This window comes from uncultured Christiangramia sp., assembly GCF_913046405.1.
GTDB classification, from domain to species: Bacteria; Bacteroidota; Bacteroidia; order Flavobacteriales; family Flavobacteriaceae; genus Christiangramia; species Christiangramia marina.
Genome location: NZ_CAJWRQ010000002.1, coordinates 20,742 through 38,613 on the forward strand (window position 1 = coordinate 20,742; position 17,872 = coordinate 38,613).

At 39.5% G+C, this 17,872-nt stretch carries 17 protein-coding genes; 10 read left to right on the forward strand and 7 right to left on the reverse strand.

Translation table 11 applies throughout. The features are described from left to right. The 7 genes from QZ620_RS00470 to clpX all read left to right on the forward strand — a co-directional run bounded on the left by QZ620_RS00470 (window position 1) and on the right by clpX (window position 7,635). Window positions 1-762, forward strand: a complete 762-nt coding sequence (locus QZ620_RS00470; protein WP_295177924.1) for an alpha/beta fold hydrolase — start codon at window positions 1-3, stop codon at window positions 760-762. A gap of 120 nt (window positions 763-882) precedes the next feature. Continuing rightward, a complete protein-coding gene (locus tag QZ620_RS00475) occupies window positions 883-2,145 on the forward strand; it encodes an outer membrane protein transport protein (protein WP_295177927.1) in 1,263 nt (420 codons plus the stop codon). Window positions 2,146-2,153: 8 nt separating this feature from the next. Further along, the gene (locus QZ620_RS00480) at window positions 2,154-3,734 is read left to right on the forward strand and encodes a G-D-S-L family lipolytic protein (protein WP_295177929.1); all 1,581 of its coding nucleotides are present in this window, start codon (window positions 2,154-2,156) and stop codon (window positions 3,732-3,734) included. 86 nt (window positions 3,735-3,820) lie between these two features. Beyond that, window positions 3,821-4,162: a phage holin family protein gene (locus tag QZ620_RS00485; protein WP_295177931.1), complete on the forward strand. Its 342-nt coding sequence runs from the start codon at window positions 3,821-3,823 to the stop codon at window positions 4,160-4,162. Between the two features lie 85 nt (window positions 4,163-4,247). After that, window positions 4,248-5,570, forward strand: coding sequence for a trigger factor (tig, locus tag QZ620_RS00490; protein WP_295177933.1), 1,323 nt, complete (start codon window positions 4,248-4,250; stop codon window positions 5,568-5,570). A gap of 110 nt (window positions 5,571-5,680) precedes the next feature. Beyond that, the gene (gene clpP / locus QZ620_RS00495; RefSeq protein ID WP_295177935.1) at window positions 5,681-6,358 is read left to right on the forward strand and encodes an ATP-dependent Clp endopeptidase proteolytic subunit ClpP; all 678 of its coding nucleotides are present in this window, start codon (window positions 5,681-5,683) and stop codon (window positions 6,356-6,358) included. Between the two features lie 44 nt (window positions 6,359-6,402). Continuing rightward, window positions 6,403-7,635, forward strand: coding sequence for an ATP-dependent Clp protease ATP-binding subunit ClpX (gene clpX, locus QZ620_RS00500; RefSeq protein ID WP_141878722.1), 1,233 nt, complete (start codon window positions 6,403-6,405; stop codon window positions 7,633-7,635). Window positions 7,636-7,680: 45 nt separating this feature from the next. Here clpX and QZ620_RS00505 read toward each other — a convergent pair whose 3' ends face one another. The 6 genes from QZ620_RS00505 to QZ620_RS00530 are packed head-to-tail and all read right to left on the reverse strand — an operon-like array spanning window position 7,681 to window position 11,411. Further along, entirely contained in the window at window positions 7,681-8,256 is a 576-nt protein-coding gene (locus QZ620_RS00505) for a pentapeptide repeat-containing protein (protein ID WP_295177938.1), read from the reverse strand. A gap of 9 nt (window positions 8,257-8,265) precedes the next feature. Continuing rightward, the gene (locus QZ620_RS00510; protein WP_295177942.1) at window positions 8,266-9,108 is read right to left on the reverse strand and encodes a YgcG family protein; all 843 of its coding nucleotides are present in this window, start codon (window positions 9,106-9,108) and stop codon (window positions 8,266-8,268) included. Next, entirely contained in the window at window positions 9,062-9,505 is a 444-nt protein-coding gene (locus tag QZ620_RS00515; RefSeq protein WP_295177944.1) for a TPM domain-containing protein, read from the reverse strand. The genes QZ620_RS00510 and QZ620_RS00515 overlap by 47 nt, the downstream gene beginning before the upstream one ends. A 4-nt stretch (window positions 9,506-9,509) precedes the next feature. Next, window positions 9,510-10,103 (reverse strand): LemA family protein, encoded by a 594-nt coding sequence (locus QZ620_RS00520; protein ID WP_295177946.1) that lies wholly within the window; start codon window positions 10,101-10,103, stop codon window positions 9,510-9,512. A gap of 1 nt (window position 10,104) precedes the next feature. Next, window positions 10,105-10,434: a MerR family transcriptional regulator gene (locus QZ620_RS00525; protein ID WP_026914189.1), complete on the reverse strand. Its 330-nt coding sequence runs from the start codon at window positions 10,432-10,434 to the stop codon at window positions 10,105-10,107. Continuing rightward, entirely contained in the window at window positions 10,434-11,411 is a 978-nt protein-coding gene (locus tag QZ620_RS00530) for a M23 family metallopeptidase (protein ID WP_295177950.1), read from the reverse strand. Before QZ620_RS00530 ends, QZ620_RS00525 begins: the two co-directional genes overlap by 1 nt. Window positions 11,412-11,543: 132 nt before the next feature. On the opposite strand from QZ620_RS00530, the gene alaS reads away from it, so the two are divergent. The 3 genes from alaS (at window position 11,544) to QZ620_RS00545 (ending at window position 16,087) form a co-directional block, all read left to right on the forward strand. Beyond that, window positions 11,544-14,162 carry an alanine--tRNA ligase gene (alaS, locus tag QZ620_RS00535; RefSeq protein ID WP_295177952.1) on the forward strand — a complete coding sequence of 873 codons (2,619 nt, stop codon included), beginning with the start codon at window positions 11,544-11,546 and terminating at the stop codon, window positions 14,160-14,162. 42 nt (window positions 14,163-14,204) lie between these two features. Further along, window positions 14,205-15,155 carry a GSCFA domain-containing protein gene (locus QZ620_RS00540; RefSeq protein WP_295177954.1) on the forward strand — a complete coding sequence of 317 codons (951 nt, stop codon included), beginning with the start codon at window positions 14,205-14,207 and terminating at the stop codon, window positions 15,153-15,155. A gap of 317 nt (window positions 15,156-15,472) precedes the next feature. After that, window positions 15,473-16,087, forward strand: a complete 615-nt coding sequence (locus QZ620_RS00545; RefSeq protein ID WP_141878713.1) for a DUF4230 domain-containing protein — start codon at window positions 15,473-15,475, stop codon at window positions 16,085-16,087. Here QZ620_RS00545 and QZ620_RS00550 read toward each other — a convergent pair. Next, the gene (locus QZ620_RS00550; protein ID WP_295177957.1) at window positions 16,084-17,841 is read right to left on the reverse strand and encodes an aromatic amino acid hydroxylase; all 1,758 of its coding nucleotides are present in this window, start codon (window positions 17,839-17,841) and stop codon (window positions 16,084-16,086) included. The genes QZ620_RS00545 and QZ620_RS00550 overlap by 4 nt on opposite strands. Window positions 17,842-17,872: the final 31 nt, after the last annotated feature.

Consider the following 17,872-nt stretch of genomic DNA (forward strand, 5'->3'; position numbering starts at 1 on the left):
ATGGAGTTACATTCGATCATACTGGGAGAGGGAAAACCACTAATAATATTGCATGGTTTCTTAGGAATGTCTGACAACTGGAAAACCCTGGGTAAGAAATTTGCCGAAGATGGTTTTCAGGTTCATTTAATCGACCAGAGAAATCATGGAAAGTCTCCGCATAGCGATGAGTTTTCGTACAGTTCTATGGCGCAGGATATAGTGGAATACTGTAAGCAGCATGATCTTAAAGATATATTTCTAATGGGTCATTCTATGGGTGGCAAGACGGCAATGCTTACGGCATGTGAAAATGAGCAACTCGTAAAGAAATTAATCATTGTAGATATTGCGCCTAAATATTATGCGCCACATCATCAACAAATTCTTAAAGGCTTAACGGCCCTGGATAATGCGCAGCTAAGCTCTCGTGGTGATGCTGAAGATTTCTTAGGGGATTATATTAAAGAGCCTGGTGTGAAATTATTTCTTCTGAAGAATCTTTACTGGAAGACCAAAGAGAAGCTTTCATTACGAATGAATCTTGATGTTTTAAAAGAGAAAATTAATAACCTGGGAGAAGCTTTATATTCAGGAGCTACTTACAATGGTCCGGTTTTGTTCATAGATGGAGAGAAGTCTGATTATATTACAGAGGCAGATCATAAGCTCATTAAAGAACATTTTCCAGAGGCTGAAGTGGCTACTATATCGAAAGCAGGTCACTGGGTTCATGCTGAGAATATGAATGATTTTTACGTTAGAGTGTCAGAATTTCTCTAATTCTGCGGGATTTTATTATGTATGCATAATAAATTTAAATGTATTGTTGCATAATATCTAATTTATGCTATTTTTGGCAAGAGCATTTTAAGATATATTAAATATAATCCTACTTAAATTATGAAAAGACTATTTTTACTTAGCCTGTTTATGTTGGCGGCGGCTACAACCTATGCCGGAGGTTACAGGGTAAGTCTACAGGGTCAGCGTGGTCTCGCTATGGGACACACCGGAGTTGCAGTTGTTAACAACGCGGAACTGGCGTTTTTCAACCCTGCCGGGCTGGTATTCCTAGAGAACAAGATCAATGCATCTGTTGGTGTAAGTGCCGTATTCTCTGATGTAGTATGGCAAAATGATGAATTTGGGCAGATGGCCAGAACAGATAGCCCTGTGGGAACTCCGTTCTACGCTTACTTCTCTTATAAGTTGAACGAGAAATTAAGTCTTGGACTTGCAGCGTATACTCCTTATGGTAGTACTGTAGAGTGGGAAAAAGACTGGCCGGGATCTCACCTGGTAAATGATATCGAACTGGCTGCTATTTACGTGCAGGCGTTAGCCTCTTATAAGATTACCGACAACCTTGCAGTAGGTGGTGGTCCAATCTATGTTAGTGGTTCGGTTAATTTCAATAGAAACCTTAATAGAACTCTTAGTGACCTGGAAGGAAATCGTTCCAACGTTACTATAGATGCTTCCAATGTTAGTGCCTTTGGATGGTCTGCAGGTGTAATGTGGAGTCCGGTGGATAGTCTAAGAGTTGGAGTAAACTATCGTTCAGAAATTCTTGTAGAAGCTGAAGATGGTGACGCAGATTTCGAGAATGTTCCTAATTCTCCTCTTGCACCGTTTAGCGATACTCAATTTGATGCAACATTGCCACTTCCGGCAGAATTGAGCGTTGGAGTTTCTTACCAGTTGAATGAGAAGTGGTTATTTGCTTTTGATTACAACCGCACTTTCTGGGATGTATATAACTCACTGGATGTAGACTTTGCGAATCAACCTACTGAAAGAGATTCTTTCAATCCTAGAGCTTACGAAGACTCCAATAATTATAGATTTGGTGTTCAGTATACCGCAAACGAAACCTTTACTTTAAGAGCTGGGTACTATTTCGATGGTTCACCGGTGCAGGATGGATATTTCGCGCCTGAAACTCCGCGTAATGATTCCAATAACTTTACAGGGGGGTTATCTATTAACGTGACAGATAATGTGGCTATTGATGCGGCATTCCTATACAGTAGATTTAAGGAGATATACGCTACTTATTCTCCAGATCCATCTGAATTTCCTGATTATGAAGGAGCGCCTTTTGGAGGAACTTATAAGTCAAGTGCATTTGTACCAGGTCTTGGTGTAACTATTAAAATTTAATTGATAAAATGAAGAACTATTTTAAATATATGGCAATTCTGGCACTGGGAATCGTTTCCTGTGAGCCAGAACTAGAAAATTCTATTGAAGACGGAGATTTTTATACACGCGGTGAAGCAGATTTCTCCAACTATGTAGCTCTTGGAAATTCGTTAACCTCAGGATATGCAGATGGTGCACTTTATTTAAGCGGTCAGCAAAATTCTTTTCCAAGTATTCTTGCTGAAAAGTTTAGTGCTGTCCAGGAGACTGGAGAATTTATTCAGCCACTTGTAAATGATAATGCTGGTGGATTGCTCTTAGGAGGAAATCAAATCACGCAAAATAGATTTGTACTTGCAGTAGGAGCCAATGGGCCTTCACCTGCAAGATATACTGGAGCTCAGCCTACTACCGAGGTTAGTAATAAATTTGCTGGACCAGTTAATAATATGGGTGTTCCAGGAGCGAAATCCTATCACCTCCTGGCCGAAAACTACGGTAGCGTGGCTGGAGTGGCAGCGGGTACTGCAAACCCATACTTCGCAAGATTTTCAAGTTCTGAAAGTGCTACTGTTCTTCAAGATGCCTTAGCTCAGGAGCCTACATTTTTCACTTTATGGATAGGTAATAATGATGTTCTTAGTTATGCTACATCTGGAGGATCAGGGGAATACCAATTAAATAATTTCGATCCTAGAACCTATGGAGAGAACGACATTACAGATCCAACTGTGTTTGCAATGCTTTATCGTCAAATGGCAGAAGCATTAGCACAGAACGCAGATGGAGTTTTGGTTAATATTCCAAACGTAGCTTCGGTACCTTATTTTACTACGGTACCATTTGCACCATTAAATCCTGCGGATGAAGATTTTGGTCCTCAGATTCCAACTTTGAATGCTACATTTGCACCTTTAAACCAAGCCTTCGCTTTTCTAGGTGTTCCTGAAAGGAGTGTTAATTTCGCAACAGATGCTGCGAGTCCTGTATTAATTAAAGATGAGTCCCTTACTGATATCTCTACACAATTAACTGAAGTTTTAATTGGGGGTGGAATTGATCCCGCAACTGCAACTCTTTACGGAATGCAATATGGGCAATCAAGACAAGCTACAGCTGAAGACTTATTAGTTTTAACTAGTGCAGGGGTGATTGGTTCAGTCAATCAACAAAGAGTTCAGGAGCTAATTGGACTAGGATTAGATCAGCAAACTGCAGGGCAATTATCTGTCAATGGTGTGACTTACCCTATGGAAGACCAGTTTGTTTTAACGGACAGCGAGCAGGGTTTTGTTGAATCAGCTACAACTGCTTACAATATTGCAATTTCTCAAATTGCAGAAACCAATGGTCTTGGATATGTAGATGCAAACGCTTTGCTAAATCAATTAGATAATGGTGGAATTTCGTTCGATGGTGGAAGTGTAAATTCTGATTTTGTAACAGGAGGAGCTTTTTCACTGGATGGAGTTCACTTAACTCCTAGAGGTTATGCAATCATTGCCAATGCGATCATCGATGAGATCAACGCAACCTATGGTTCTAATGTACCAAAGGCCAATGTTGGTTCTTACGGAACTGTAACTCTAAGTCAGGACGTGCAGTAATATTAAAATTGACATAAATATTGAAGAGACCGGGCTTTGCCCGGTCTTTTTTTTGCAATTTTACCAGCAAATCAACCAATAATAGCATGAAATTATTACTAAGACTTTTACTTACAGCTGTAGCTGTGGTCATATTAGCCAAGATTTTACCAGGTGTTTCTGTAGATAGTTACTGGACTGCCATCATCGTTGCAGTAGTCCTTTCACTACTTAACTTTATTGTAAAACCTATCCTGGTACTTTTTACTTTGCCTGTTACCATACTAACTCTCGGGTTATTTCTTTTAATCATCAACGCGATTATCATATTTATGGCAGATGGTTTCATCGATGGATTTAGTGTGAGTGGATGGTTTATGGCTATAATTTTCAGTTTATTGCTTTCCCTGTTCCAGTCGGTACTTTTTTCTATTCTGAAATCAGATTAGATTTAACTGAATTTCAACAAATTGAAAGTTTGCAGACTTTAAGAAAAAGCGTAATTTTGCACTCCAATTTTTATATAAGATCAAAATGAATATTACCAGAGAGAATATTGATGAATTAAACGCGGTAGTAAAAGTTGATATCGCTAAAGAAGATTACGCCGGTAAAGTAGATAAGATTTTAAAAGATTACCGAAAGAATGCCAATATTCCCGGTTTTAGAAAAGGTCATGTACCAATGGGAATGGTCAAAAAGCAATATGGACAGGCTGTTTTGGTGGATGAAGTGAACAAGCTTCTTCAGGATAGCCTTAATAAATACCTAACGGAAGAGAAATTGGATGTCCTTGGAAATCCAATTCCGAAGGAACAGGAAAATTTTGACTGGGATCGTGAGAACTATTCTTTTGAATTCGAACTTGGACTTGCTCCAGAATTTGATGTAGATCTTGATCTTAAGGATCCGGTAAGAAAATATAATATCGTTGCCGATGAGAAAATGGTGAACGATCAGGTTGAAAGCATCCAGAAGCAATATGGTAAGCTGAAGACCAAAGATGTTGTAGAAGAAGGAGATACCGTTGCGGGAACTTTCAAGAATGAGGAAGAAGGTATTGAGAATGATACCACAATTGAGCTGGCTGCAATCAAAGGAAAGAGAAACCTTGGGAAATTTGTAGGAGCTAAAGTTGGAGATACTCTAACTTTGAAGACTAAGAATCTTTTCGAAGATGAGCATTCTATGGTAAATTACCTAAGCATCGATCAGGAAAAAGCTAACGATCTTGATGTTGAAGTAAAATTCACTATTTCTGAGATCAATGAAAGAGAACTTGCAGATCTTGATCAGGAATTATTCGACAAACTTTTCGGTAAGGATAAGGTGACTTCTGTGACTGAATTGAAGGATAAGATTAAGGAGGATGCAGCAAAGCAATTTCAGCAGCAGAGCGACCAGCAATTGATGAATGATATTACTGAAAAGCTTATCGAAAATACTAATTTCGAGCTACCTAAAGATTTTCTTCAGAAATGGATACAGACAGTTGGTGAGAAACCATTAACAGATGAGGAAGCTGCTGAAGAATATGAAAAAAGCGAGAAAGGTCTTCGTTACCAGTTGATCGAAGGAAAAGTTGTAAACGATAATGATCTTAGTGTAGATTTCAACGATCTGAAAGCATTTGCTTCAGAAAAGATCAAGGAACAAATGGCTCAATTTGGTCAAATGGATCCTTCAGAAAAAGAACTTGATGATATCGCTGCAAGAATTCTTTCTAACCAGGATGAGGTTAAGAGACTTTCAGAGCAGTTAATGAACGAGAAACTTCTCAAATTCTATAAGGAAAATATGAAATTTGATGAAAAAGAAGTGACTTACGAAGAATTTGTGAAAGCAATCTATAAGTAAGCCTTTTTAGGATATATTAATTATCTTTAAGGCGTTAACTCAACCCGAGTAACGCCTTTTTTGGTTTTATACGGGAAATTGTTTAAGATTAGAAAAATTCAAAAAAATTGATGGACTACGGAAAGGAATTTCAAAAATATGCTGTTTCAGATCATAACATCAACAGCAATTATTACGATAAGATAGTGAGCAGCATGCTTCCTACAGGGATGACTCCTAACATCATTGAAGAGCGACAAATGAATGCTGTAGCAATGGATGTTTTTTCCAGATTGATGATGGATAGAATTATCTTTTTAGGAACAGGAATTAATGAACAGGTAGCAAATATTGTACAGGCTCAACTTTTATTCTTAGAGAGTACAGATGCTTCTAAAGATATCCAAATATATATCAACTCACCAGGAGGTAGTGTTTATGCTGGTTTAGGTATTTATGATACCATGCAGTTCATAAAACCTGATGTGGCTACGATCTGTACGGGAATGGCTGCCAGTATGGGAGCTGTGCTATTATGTGCAGGTCAGGCTGGAAAGAGAAGTGGTTTGCCACATAGCCGTGTGATGATTCACCAGCCTATGGGTGGTGCTCAGGGACAGGCGAGTGATATCGAAATCACTGCCAGAGAGATCGTAACCTTGAAAGAAGAATTATATAAGATCATTGCGCAACATTCAGGACAAACTTACGAGAAGATCCATGAGGATAGTGATCGTGATTACTGGATGAAGGCTGAAAGAGCCAAGGAATACGGAATGATTGACGAAGTACTTAAAAGAGAAGCATAATTGTGCGGGACTTCAAAGGAAGTCAAAATCTGAAAAATTAAATAATGGCGAAAGAAGATTTAGAATGTTCCTTTTGTGGTAGAAAAAAACCTGAGACCAATTTATTGATTGCAGGCCTTGACGCTCACATCTGTGATAGATGCATCGAGCAGGCTCATGGCATTGTGATCGAAGAGTCAAAACAGGGAGAAGCGAAAGAACTTTCTTCAGATCTTATGCTTAGTAAGCCTAAGAAGATCAAATCCTTTCTGGATGAGTACATCATAGGGCAGGAGGAAACGAAGAAGGTGATGTCTGTTGCGGTTTATAACCACTACAAAAGACTATTACAACCTGAGAAGAATGATGATGTAGAAATTCAGAAAAGTAATATAGTGATGGTTGGGGAAACCGGTACCGGTAAAACCCTTATGGCCAGAACTATTGCGAAAATGCTGAATGTGCCACTAGCCATCGTAGATGCTACGGTACTTACTGAGGCAGGATACGTAGGTGAAGATGTTGAAGGTATACTTACCAGACTTTTACAGGCTGCCGATTATAATACTGAAAAGGCCCAGCGTGGGATTGTATTTATTGATGAGATCGATAAGATCGCCCGTAAGAGCGATAATCCTTCTATTACCAGAGATGTTTCCGGGGAAGGTGTTCAGCAGGCGTTATTGAAATTGCTGGAAGGAACTACGGTTAATGTACCGCCTAAAGGTGGTCGTAAGCATCCAGATCAAAAATTCATCGAAGTAGATACTGAGAATATTCTCTTTATTGCGGGTGGTGCTTTTGATGGGATCGACAAGATTATAAGCAAGCGTTTGAACATGCAGGCTGTTGGTTTTAGTGCATCAAAAAGTGAGGACAAGATCGAGCGTACGAATCTATTGAAGTATATCATCCCTAAGGATCTAAAGGAATTTGGATTAATACCGGAGATCATTGGTAGGTTACCAGCGCTTACTTATATGAATCCGCTGGATCGCGAAACACTTAGAGCAATTCTTACAGAACCTAAGAACGCCATCATCAAGCAGTATAAGAAACTCTTCGAGATGGATGATATCGAATTTGATATCACTTCAGATGCTCTGGATTATATTGTAAATAAAGCCATAGAATATAAGTTGGGAGCACGAGGATTAAGATCCTTATGCGAAGCTATTTTGACCGATGCTATGTTTGAGATGCCAGAGAGTGATCAGGATCATTTTACGGTAACCAGAGAATATGCTGAGGATAAACTGAATAAATCTACTATGAGCAAGCTTAAAGCAGTTTCATAGAATGATAATTATATAGAAAAAAAACCGCCAATTCGGGCGGTTTTTTTATTGTTTGATATTTAAGCTGAACTTTGTAAGTAGGCCTGGTAGAGCTTCCAAATCTAATTTAGCCTGCTTTATAAGGTTGACCTCAGGGTCGAGCCTAAGATTACTTGTATTCAAAAGATCTGCCTTCTCAAGCTCTGTGCGTTCGAAAATAGCATTTGTAAAATCTGATCCTTTAAAATAGGCTTCTTTCAGGATTGCCTCAGTGAAATCTACATTATTAAAGCTACAGTTCTGTGCTCGAAAACCTGGTAATCTGACTTTATAAAAACTGGAATGATCGAAAATGCTGTTCTGTGCATTAAAATTAAAACCAAACATTTCACATTGATCAAAAGATAGTCCCATCAGTTTGCAGGTATCAAATAAACAGTCCTGAATGGATGTTTTAAAAAGCCTGGAGTTACTTAGATCGATTTGATCAAAGCTGCATTCAATGAAGCGAACATGGGATAGATCTCTATCGGGAAAGCTACAGTTTATAAACTGGCATTGCTCAAATTCGGAATCCAGTAGGTCAATTTTCTGAAATGTGGTGTGTTTGAAAGTTTTGTCGAAAAATACTCGGTTTTGCATAATACGGTTTTACCAGCTTCCACCAGCTCCACCGCCACCAAATCCACCACCGCCGAAGCCGCCACCGAAGCCGCCACCGCCGCCAAAACCTCCACTGGAGCCACCACCAAAACCGCCACCACCACCAAAACTGCCTCTTCCAAGACTACTTAAAATGATAGCGTCCCATAAGATGCTTCCGCCGTTTCTACGCCCGCCATTACGACCACCGCCACGTTTATTGAACATGGAAATAATGACGATCACGAACAACACGAGGAAGACGATTGCTCTAACAGGAATGCCTCCACTATTATTGTTGGTTTGTGGAACACCTTCGTAGCTGCCAGCGAGAACCTGAAACATAGCATTGGTTCCTTTATCTAGACCAGCATATATATTATTATTTCGAAATTCTGGCAGGATTATTTGTTCTACTATCTCTTTAGACTTTGCATCGGTCATATAACCTTCTACGCCATAGCCCGTGGTGATCCAGATCTTTCGGTCTTTCTCAGCCACCAGAACAAGAAGTCCATTGTCTTCATCCTTTGTCCCAATTCCCCACTCATGTGCCCAATCTGCCGCATACGTACCTATATATTCTCCCTGCAGGCTTTCAATCGTAGCGACTACTATCTGGGTACTTGTAGTATCGGCATAATTGATAAGCTTTTGTTCCAGGGCTTTTTCTTCAGAAGCATTTAGCATATCTGCTTCATCAAAGACACTGGTTTCAACTGCTGGCTTTGGAGGTATTTCCCGTTGCGCCTGGAGATTGAATGTGCAAATTAAGACGAGTAAAAGTAGTAGTTGTTTGATAAGTCTAGCCTTTTGAAATTTGATCTGAAAGTTCGTTAGTATCCATTTCATCCCAAGGGAAATGCTTTTGAAGTTCCTCGCCAGCCTTTAGCACACCATCGATAAGACCTTTAGCGAAATCTCCCTTTTTAAACTGAGAAACGATCATATCCTTGGTGCTTTCCCAGAAGTTATCTGGAACCACATCATTAATCCCTTTGTCACCATAGATCACAAAATTTCGATCTTCCACAGCAACATAGATGAGGACGCCATTAGCCTGCTTGGTGTTATCCATTTTCAAGGCATGAAAGACTTCCATGGCACGATCAAAAATATCCATTTTACCAGCAGTCGGTTCGATATGAACACGAATTTCTCCACTGGTTTTTCTTTCTGCCGTTCTAATGGCATCAACGATCTTCTCTTCCTCCTTTTTGCTTAAAAAAGCTTCTACATCCCTATTCATAAGTCTAAAAATCGAATTCTACGTCTGGTGCGTTTTCAGCTCCTGCATCTGCCTGGAAGCGCTCCATTTTTTCGAAACCGAACATCCCTGCAAACAACGTATTCGGGAAAGTTCTTATGTAAGTATTAAAGTCGGTCACCGCAGCATTGTAACGGTCCCTCGCAACATTGATCCGGTTCTCTGTTCCTTCCAGCTGGGATTGTAGCTGTAAGAAGTTCTGGTTGGCCTTTAGATCAGGGTATCTTTCCACAGTTACCAGTAATCTTGATAATGCTGAAGTAACTCCTTGCTGAGCCTGCTGAAATTGTTCAATTTGTGCAGCGCTAAGATTTTCAGCATCTACATTTACTGAAGTAGCTTTGGATCGCGCTTCTATAACATCCTTTAAAGTTCCTCTTTCAAAGTCTGCAGCTCCTTCTACAGTTTTCACCAGATTACCAATAAGATCATTTCTTCTCTGGTAACTGCTTTCTACGTTGGACCAGGCTAGTTTGGCATTTTCTTCTTTGGTAACCGCCGTGTTATTGAATCCGGCAGTTACTTGCCAGACTACTATTACAAGGACTACTATGATTGCTATTGGAAGCCACTTTTTCATGTTATAATTGGTTTTTTAGGTTAACTAGTTCAGCTTTAATTGTTTCTAATTTTCGAATAATATCGAAGTTACTTAGCGTTTTATTCTTTTCTTCCTTAAGATGGATTTTAGCACCTTCCAGCGTAAAACCTCGTTCTTTTACCAGGTGATAAATCAGCTCAAGATTTTTAATGTCTTCAGGGGTAAATTTACGATTTCCCTTGGCATTTTTCTTCGGTTTGATGGCATCAAATTCTTTTTCCCAAAATCTAATTAGGGAAGTGTTGACGTTGAATGCCTTGGCAACCTCACCAATACCATAATAACGTTTTTCAGGTAGTTCGATATGCATTAATCCAGGGATTGGTTTTCACGTTGAGCTCTTTCCAGCACTTCGCCAAATTCTTCAGGAGATAAGTTTCCGTAGTAAAAATTAATAGGATTGATCCTGTCTTCATCTTTAAAGATCTCGTAATGTAAATGTGGCGCTTCAGATCTACCGGTGCTTCCCACAAATCCAATAACATCACCTCTTTTCACGGTTTGTCCCCTGCGAACGTTGTATTTAAATAAATGAGCGTAAAGACTGGTGTAACCGTAGCCATGATCAATTCTTATATGGTTTCCGTAGCCGGTAGACCTGCTGTCTGCTCTTACGATCTTACCATCGCCAGTAGCATAAACAGGAGTTCCTCTTGGAGCGGTAAAGTCCATCCCATAATGGAATTTTCTGACTTTGGTGAATGGATCATTTCTCCAACCGTAACCTGAAGCGATCCTGCTCAGATCCTGGTTCTTGACTGGTTGAATTGCTGGAATAGCCTCCAGTAATTCACCTTTTTCCCTGGCAAGATCAGCAATCTCATCCAGAGATTTGGATTGCACCACAAGTCTTTTGGTAAGTATATCCATCCTTTTCGTGGTTTCGGTAATAAGTTTACTGTTGTCAAATCCTTCCAGATCCTTGTATCTGTTAATACCACCAAAACCTGCCTTGCGCTGTTCTTCGGGAATTGGATTTGCTTCAAAGTAGAGTCTGTAGATATTGTTATCGCGATCTTCAATATTAGCCATCACATCCTGAATCTGGTCCATCTTTTTATTCAGTAGGCCATATTGCAACTGCATGTTATGTAATTCACGCTTTAATGCTTTTTCCTTCGGAGTTTCAATTTGAGGAATATTCAAATAAATGACGAGTAAAATAAAACCGGCCAGAAACGATCCAGTAATACTTAGAAGAGCGATACCTAGTCTTTTCCCTTTTTTCTTCTCAATTTTCTGATAAGAAAGGGTCTCGCTATCGTAATAATATTTAACCTTCGACATGAGTTAAAATTATGCTATTTTTGCCATTCGAAAACGGCTCGAATACCGTGTTATATCGTACGGTAAACGAACAAATATATGAATTGTTTTGCCGTCTTCATAATTTAATGAAATTTGCAACAAATTAGCCAAATGAAGTCACAGGAGATACGCCAGCAATTTCTGGAATTTTTCAAATCAAAAGCTCATAGTATTGTTCCCTCTGCGCCAATGGTGATTAAGGACGATCCTACACTTATGTTCACCAATGCAGGAATGAACCAGTTTAAAGAATTTTTTCTGGGAAATTCAGAACCTAAGAACAGCAGGCTTACCGATACTCAAAAATGTCTTCGGGTAAGTGGAAAGCACAATGATCTGGAGGAAGTGGGGCATGATACCTATCATCATACAATGTTCGAGATGCTGGGTAACTGGAGTTTTGGTGACTACTTTAAAAAGGAGGCGATCAGCTGGGCATGGGAACTGCTTACAGAAGTTTATAAAATCGATCCTGAAATGCTATATGTTTCTGTTTTTGAAGGTAGCGAGGATGCAGATCAACTTGGTCTGGATACCGAAGCACTGGAACTTTGGAAAAAGATCGTTCCGGAGGAGCGTATTATCTTCGGAAATAAAAAAGATAATTTCTGGGAAATGGGAGACCAGGGGCCTTGTGGTCCTTGTTCTGAAATTCATATCGATATAAGATCTGAAGAAGAGAAAGCGAAAACTGCGGGTAGAGATCTTGTGAATATGGATCACCCACAGGTTGTGGAGATCTGGAACCTGGTATTTATGCAATATAATCGTAAAGCCAATGGTTCTCTCGAGGATCTTCCAGCCAGGCATATCGATACCGGGATGGGCTTCGAACGTTTGTGTATGGTATTGCAGAATAAGAAATCCAACTATGATACAGATGTTTTTACTCCCCTACTAAGTGAGATTGAAAAGATCACTAAATCTACTTACGGTCCTTCGGAAGAAAAAAATATTGCGATGCGTGTGATTGCAGATCATGTAAGAGCAGTATCATTTTCCATTGCAGACGGACAATTACCTAGCAACACTGGAGCAGGTTACGTGATAAGAAGAATCCTGAGAAGAGCAATTCGTTATGGCTTTACATTTCTGGATACCAAAGAAGCATTTATCTATAAACTGGTGCCGGTATTGAGTAAGCAAATGGGTGATACTTTTCCTGAAATGACATCTCAGCAATCACTTATCGAAAATGTAATTAGAGAAGAAGAGCAGTCGTTTCTAAGAACTCTTGATCAGGGATTGGTACTTCTGGAGAATCTAATGCAGAATTCAGAGTCCAAAACAATTTCCGGAGAGAAGGCATTTGAGTTGTATGATACCTTTGGATTCCCAATCGATCTCACCGGACTAATTTTACGTGAGAATGGGTATGAGCTGGATGAGAAAGGTTTCGAAGCAGAATTAAAAAAGCAAAAAGATAGGTCAAGGGCGGCTACACAGGTGAGTGCAGGAGACTGGACCGAGATCAAAGCGGTAAAGGAGCAAGCTTTTATAGGTTATGATGAGCTTGAATCGAGTGCATATATTTCGAGATATCGAAAAGTAGACTCTAAGAAAAAGGGAGAAATGTACCAGCTTGTACTGGATCAAACTCCTTTCTATCCGGAAGGTGGGGGACAGGTTGGTGACAAGGGAATGTTAATGACTGCAGATGGTGAAGCGATCAAGGTGGTGGACACCAAGAAGGAAAATAACCTGATCATTCACTTCACTAAGAAATTACCTGCCAATCCTGAAGCAGAAATCAAAGCAATCGTAAACTACAGAGAGCGTGCAAATACTGCAGGTAATCATACTGCAACTCACTTGTTACATCAGGCGCTTAGAAGTATTCTGGGTACTCATGTAGAACAGAAAGGATCTATGGTGAATGACAACTACTTAAGATTCGATTTTTCACATTTTAGCAAGCTTACTTCAGAGGAGATTGAAAAGGTTGAAAATTTTGTAAATGCTCGTATTCGTGAGAACTTGAAATTAGAAGAGCAGCGTAACACCAGTTATGAGTCTGCCCTTGAACAGGGAGCTATTGCATTATTTGGAGAAAAATACGGTGATTCCGTAAGAGCCATCAAATTTGGTGATTCTATGGAACTTTGTGGTGGAACGCATGTTTCGAATACTTCAGATATATGGTATTTCAAAATTACCGGGGAAGCTGCTGTGGCTTCAGGAATTCGTAGAATCGAGGCTATTACCGGAGAGGCTGCAATGCAGTATTTTCAGGAACAGGCATCAACTCTTAGCGAGATAAAGAATGGTTTAAAGAACTCTAATGATCCTGTAAAAGCGATCCAGAATCTTCAGGAGGAAAATAATGAACTTAAGAAACAGGTGGAGAGTCTTTTAAGGGATAAAGCGAAAGCTCTTAAAGCTGAATTAAGAACTGAGGTTGAAAATATTAACGGGGTCAACTTTTTATCAAAAAAGGTAGACCTGGACGCAAATGGAATTAAAGATCTGGCATACCAGCTAGGCGAGGAGTTCGATGATCTTTATATATTATTTGGAACAGAGCAAAATGGCAAAGCACTCCTGTCCTGTTATATTTCTAAAGGGCTTGTAGAAAAATCTGATCTAAATGCCGGGCAGATCGTTCGCGAATTAGGCAAGTATATTCAGGGAGGTGGAGGAGGCCAGGCCTTCTTTGCAACCGCCGGAGGTAAAAAACCAGAAGGTATAGACGAAGCCCTTCAACATGCTAAAGACTACTTAAATAAATAGTAAGAATCCCGACCTTTCGTCGGGATTCTTTATTTTTATAGCATGCAGTTTAGAACCATTGTGCCCGTTAATCCGTCTCCCTGGAAAATCGATCATAAAACCAGGATCATGTTAATGGGTTCTTGTTTTGTGGAGAATATTGGCAGCAAGCTTGAATATTCCAAGTTCCCGGTCTTACAGAATCCCTTCGGAATTGTTTTTCATCCTATGGCGATGGAAAGACTCATCAGGCGTATAGTTTCCAGAAACTTGTTTACAGGAAGTGATCTATTACTGAAGAATGACCAGTACTTAAGCCTGGAAACGCATTCTATGATGAATAGGAGTAATGCTGAAGAATGTGTTCTAAATCTTAATGAGTCGCTGGAAACACCCTATGAATTTCTAAGGGAAGCAGATGTTTTAGTGTTGAGCCTGGGGACGGCCTGGGGTTATGAACACGAAAGCCTGCCCGGAGTTGCTGCAAATTGCCATAAGATTCCGCAGAAAGAATTTGAGAAAAAGTTGTCTTCCATAGATGAGATCACAAATTCCTTAAAGGGAATTGCTAAATCTCTTCGGGAGATCAATAAAGATATTAAGGTTCTTTACACGCTATCACCGGTAAGACACTGGAAAGATGGGGTAGTGCAAAACCAGCGGAGTAAAGCTCATTTGCATGCTGCGATCCAAGAAGCGGTTGAGGTTGATGCGAAATCTTATTATTTCCCATCCTATGAAATTTTACTGGACGAACTACGAGATTATCGATTCTACGCTAATGATATGTTGCATCCCAATGAGGTGGCAATTGACTATATCTGGAACAGGTTTTCTGAAGCCTATTTTAATGAAAGTACGAAGCAATTAAACACTGAAATCGATAAAGTGCAGAAATCGCTTGCTCATCGACCGCTAGCAGAAAACTCACTTGATCATCAGAAATTTCTTACGAAATTACAAGCTAAAATCGAAGAAATCCAACAAAAACACCCTCAAATAACGTTTTCTTAGGCTGCGTTGTTATTGAGTTTATCGGTTTTTGAAGTTATGATAATCTAATTTTAACGTTTTATTCTAATTTATTTGTAAATTTACAAAGCAAGTCCGTTACAATTTACGTCTGGAAATTATTTGAGCATTGCTCAGGTAATCAGATAATTATAAGGATTTGTTTTCTAAAATTTGTTGGGGTAGATTTTAGAGTTTACAAAAGGACGGGTGGGGCCGTCCTTTTGTTTTTTACTTCTCAACTTTAACTTTCTTTAATATTCTTCAGGCATTTTCAACAGGCTATTTTTTATAATTTGCTCACTTATAGATCTTAGCTTATGAAGAACTTTCTTATAGTAATCCTTTTCGCTGTCCTGTGTATATTCGGCTATTTATACTGGGAAAAACGCAATGATGAGAAGGAAAGTCTTCAGCAAAATACTGCGCTTATCCAGGAACAGATTAGGAATGTAGGTAAGCTCGTGGTTACTGAAGGAACTTTCTCGCAGGTCTTCACCTATAAGAACTCGAAAAGCTTCTATTTCGATGTGCTTTCAGCAAGGAAAAAAGCGCTTATTATCGTGAATGCCGATGTTAGCGTAGCTTATGATTTAAGTAAACTCGATGTCGAGATCGATGAAGAGAATAAACGAGTCATTATACATAGCATTCCAGAAGAAGAAATCAAGATAAATCCCAATATCAAATACTATGATGTCACTCAGGATTATCTCAATCAATTCGAAGCCGAAGATTATAATAAGATAAAATCCAGGGTAGAAAAAGGTTTACGGGAGAAGATCGAAAAATCACGACTTAAGACCAATGCGAAAAACCGACTCATAAGTGAGCTCCAAAAGATCTATATTCTAACGAACTCAATGGGTTGGTCACTGGAATATCAGGACCAGGTCATTGAAAATAATAAGAAGCTCGAAAGAATAAAGCTTTAGGGGCTAACAAGTTTTGATTCGGTCATTTCGATGCCATCCTCGATCAAATGAGCAATTTCTGGTCTTCGCTTCTTAAGTTCCAGAAGATAAGTTTTTACTTCATCTGCCATACTTTGATCATTATCGACAGCAAGCTCATAAATCTCTATCGCCAGTAACCAGTCATTCTTATGATGTTTTTTCAGAATATCAAAAGCAGCGTTCAATGAGAACTTTGTATTCTCCCCGTGGCGAATGTTCGAAACTGCCTTGTATAAGGACTCCAGTTCTTCCCGTTCTGGTGTTAGTTGACTTTTAATCGTTGTACTGGATGGGTTGTGTGTAATTAGATCAAAAGAATAATGATCTGCAGGTCCGGCAAAGGCAGAAATGATTTCTTTTCCTACCGCCATATCATATCGTCCCCAATCTGGTTTAAATAAGATATCATCTCCATGAGTAACAGTACAATCTTCAAAACTAATAATGATGATCTTGCCCTGTAGGTTTCTAGTTCCCGTAATGATCGAACCTTCCACCTTGATGCCCCCCTCAAATTCAAGACTTACTCTTTCACCTTCGTAAATTGCATAAGCTCTAAGATCCCGCGGACTCATATCTTCAATAGCGAGATTAATGCCTTTTAGTTTTCCAATTGGTGACCCAAATCCTTCTGCATGGGAAGATGTGCCATGTCCAACAAGCTCTTTTTCACGGTATGAAAGTGCAGTTTTCCCGGTTGTTTGAATATATATGGGGCGATCTTCGTGTTCCAGAACCCGGCTAAAATTACCAGAAACCTGGATGCCGGTCGTAAACTCTATAGTTCCAAGATTTTTAGAATCAATTAATTTTTTAATTCCTGAGAGTCCACCACGTCTAAGCGCCATTTTATTCGCAAACTCCTCCAATACAAGGCTAAGATGTGCAAAATCTGGAGTCACATAGAGTTGTGGCTGAGGTTTAGTGATATCAAACTCCTGTTGTGAAGCTTCAATCGTGTAAGGAATCTTCTTTACTTTACTGGTCATGCAGGATTTACTTTCTCCAATAGAGGAAAGCAAGCCTGCTCCATAGATCTTGGGATCTTCAGGAGTACCAATTAATCCGTATTCTACCGTCCACCAGTGTAAATTTCTAATCTGCGACATTTCGCTAGGATTCACCTTTTTATTCTGAAGATCCTCCACTCGTTTTTCAACAGCGATGATCTTATCTTCGGAAGTGTTTTCAGCTTCCTTTAAAATCGATAATTCACGAATAGCTTCGTAAACTTCAAAATCATGAGAGCTGGAGATCGCTTTACATCCAATTTCACCAAACCTTCTCAGGTATTCAGCATATTCGGGATTGGCAATGATGGGTGCATGTCCTGCTCCTTCGTGGATGATATCTGGCGCCGGCGTATATTCAAGATGTTCGAGCTGGCGAATATCACTTGCAATCACTAAAACATTGTAGGCCTGAAATTCCATAAAAGCTGCAGGAGGAATAAAACCATCTACAGCAACTGCCGCCCAGCCTATTTCCTCGAGGATCCTGTTCATTCCATACATATTCGGAATACTATCTATGGAAATCCCTGTTTTCTTGAGTCCGTCAAGATAGGATCTATGGGCAACCTTGCTCAGATAATCCACGTTCTTACGCATTACATATCGCCAAACCGCCTGATTAATAGGTGTATAATCTTCGTAATTTTGCGGTTTGATATATTGCTGAAGATGGGCAGGTAACCTGTCCAGAATTTCGTTTGATTGAATATTATCGAGCATGATCTTCCTTTACTAAAACGTTTGCGTTAAA

What these genes read in the sequence shown, in the direction of transcription:
- QZ620_RS00470 (WP_295177924.1), top strand. Translation starts at nt 1, where the DNA reads ATGGAGTTACATTCGATCATACTGGGAGAGGGAAAACCACTAATAATA.
- QZ620_RS00475 (WP_295177927.1), top strand. Translation starts at nt 883, where the DNA reads ATGAAAAGACTATTTTTACTTAGCCTGTTTATGTTGGCGGCGGCTACA.
- QZ620_RS00480 (WP_295177929.1), top strand. Translation starts at nt 2,154, where the DNA reads ATGAAGAACTATTTTAAATATATGGCAATTCTGGCACTGGGAATCGTT.
- QZ620_RS00485 (WP_295177931.1), top strand. Translation starts at nt 3,821, where the DNA reads ATGAAATTATTACTAAGACTTTTACTTACAGCTGTAGCTGTGGTCATA.
- tig (WP_295177933.1), top strand. Translation starts at nt 4,248, where the DNA reads ATGAATATTACCAGAGAGAATATTGATGAATTAAACGCGGTAGTAAAA.
- clpP (WP_295177935.1), top strand. Translation starts at nt 5,681, where the DNA reads ATGGACTACGGAAAGGAATTTCAAAAATATGCTGTTTCAGATCATAAC.
- clpX (WP_141878722.1), top strand. Translation starts at nt 6,403, where the DNA reads ATGGCGAAAGAAGATTTAGAATGTTCCTTTTGTGGTAGAAAAAAACCT.
- QZ620_RS00505 (WP_295177938.1), bottom strand. Translation starts at nt 8,256, where the DNA reads ATGCAAAACCGAGTATTTTTCGACAAAACTTTCAAACACACCACATTT.
- QZ620_RS00510 (WP_295177942.1), bottom strand. Translation starts at nt 9,108, where the DNA reads ATGAAATGGATACTAACGAACTTTCAGATCAAATTTCAAAAGGCTAGA.
- QZ620_RS00515 (WP_295177944.1), bottom strand. Translation starts at nt 9,505, where the DNA reads ATGAATAGGGATGTAGAAGCTTTTTTAAGCAAAAAGGAGGAAGAGAAG.
- QZ620_RS00520 (WP_295177946.1), bottom strand. Translation starts at nt 10,103, where the DNA reads ATGAAAAAGTGGCTTCCAATAGCAATCATAGTAGTCCTTGTAATAGTA.
- QZ620_RS00525 (WP_026914189.1), bottom strand. Translation starts at nt 10,434, where the DNA reads ATGCATATCGAACTACCTGAAAAACGTTATTATGGTATTGGTGAGGTT.
- QZ620_RS00530 (WP_295177950.1), bottom strand. Translation starts at nt 11,411, where the DNA reads ATGTCGAAGGTTAAATATTATTACGATAGCGAGACCCTTTCTTATCAG.
- alaS (WP_295177952.1), top strand. Translation starts at nt 11,544, where the DNA reads ATGAAGTCACAGGAGATACGCCAGCAATTTCTGGAATTTTTCAAATCA.
- QZ620_RS00540 (WP_295177954.1), top strand. Translation starts at nt 14,205, where the DNA reads ATGCAGTTTAGAACCATTGTGCCCGTTAATCCGTCTCCCTGGAAAATC.
- QZ620_RS00545 (WP_141878713.1), top strand. Translation starts at nt 15,473, where the DNA reads ATGAAGAACTTTCTTATAGTAATCCTTTTCGCTGTCCTGTGTATATTC.
- QZ620_RS00550 (WP_295177957.1), bottom strand. Translation starts at nt 17,841, where the DNA reads ATGCTCGATAATATTCAATCAAACGAAATTCTGGACAGGTTACCTGCC.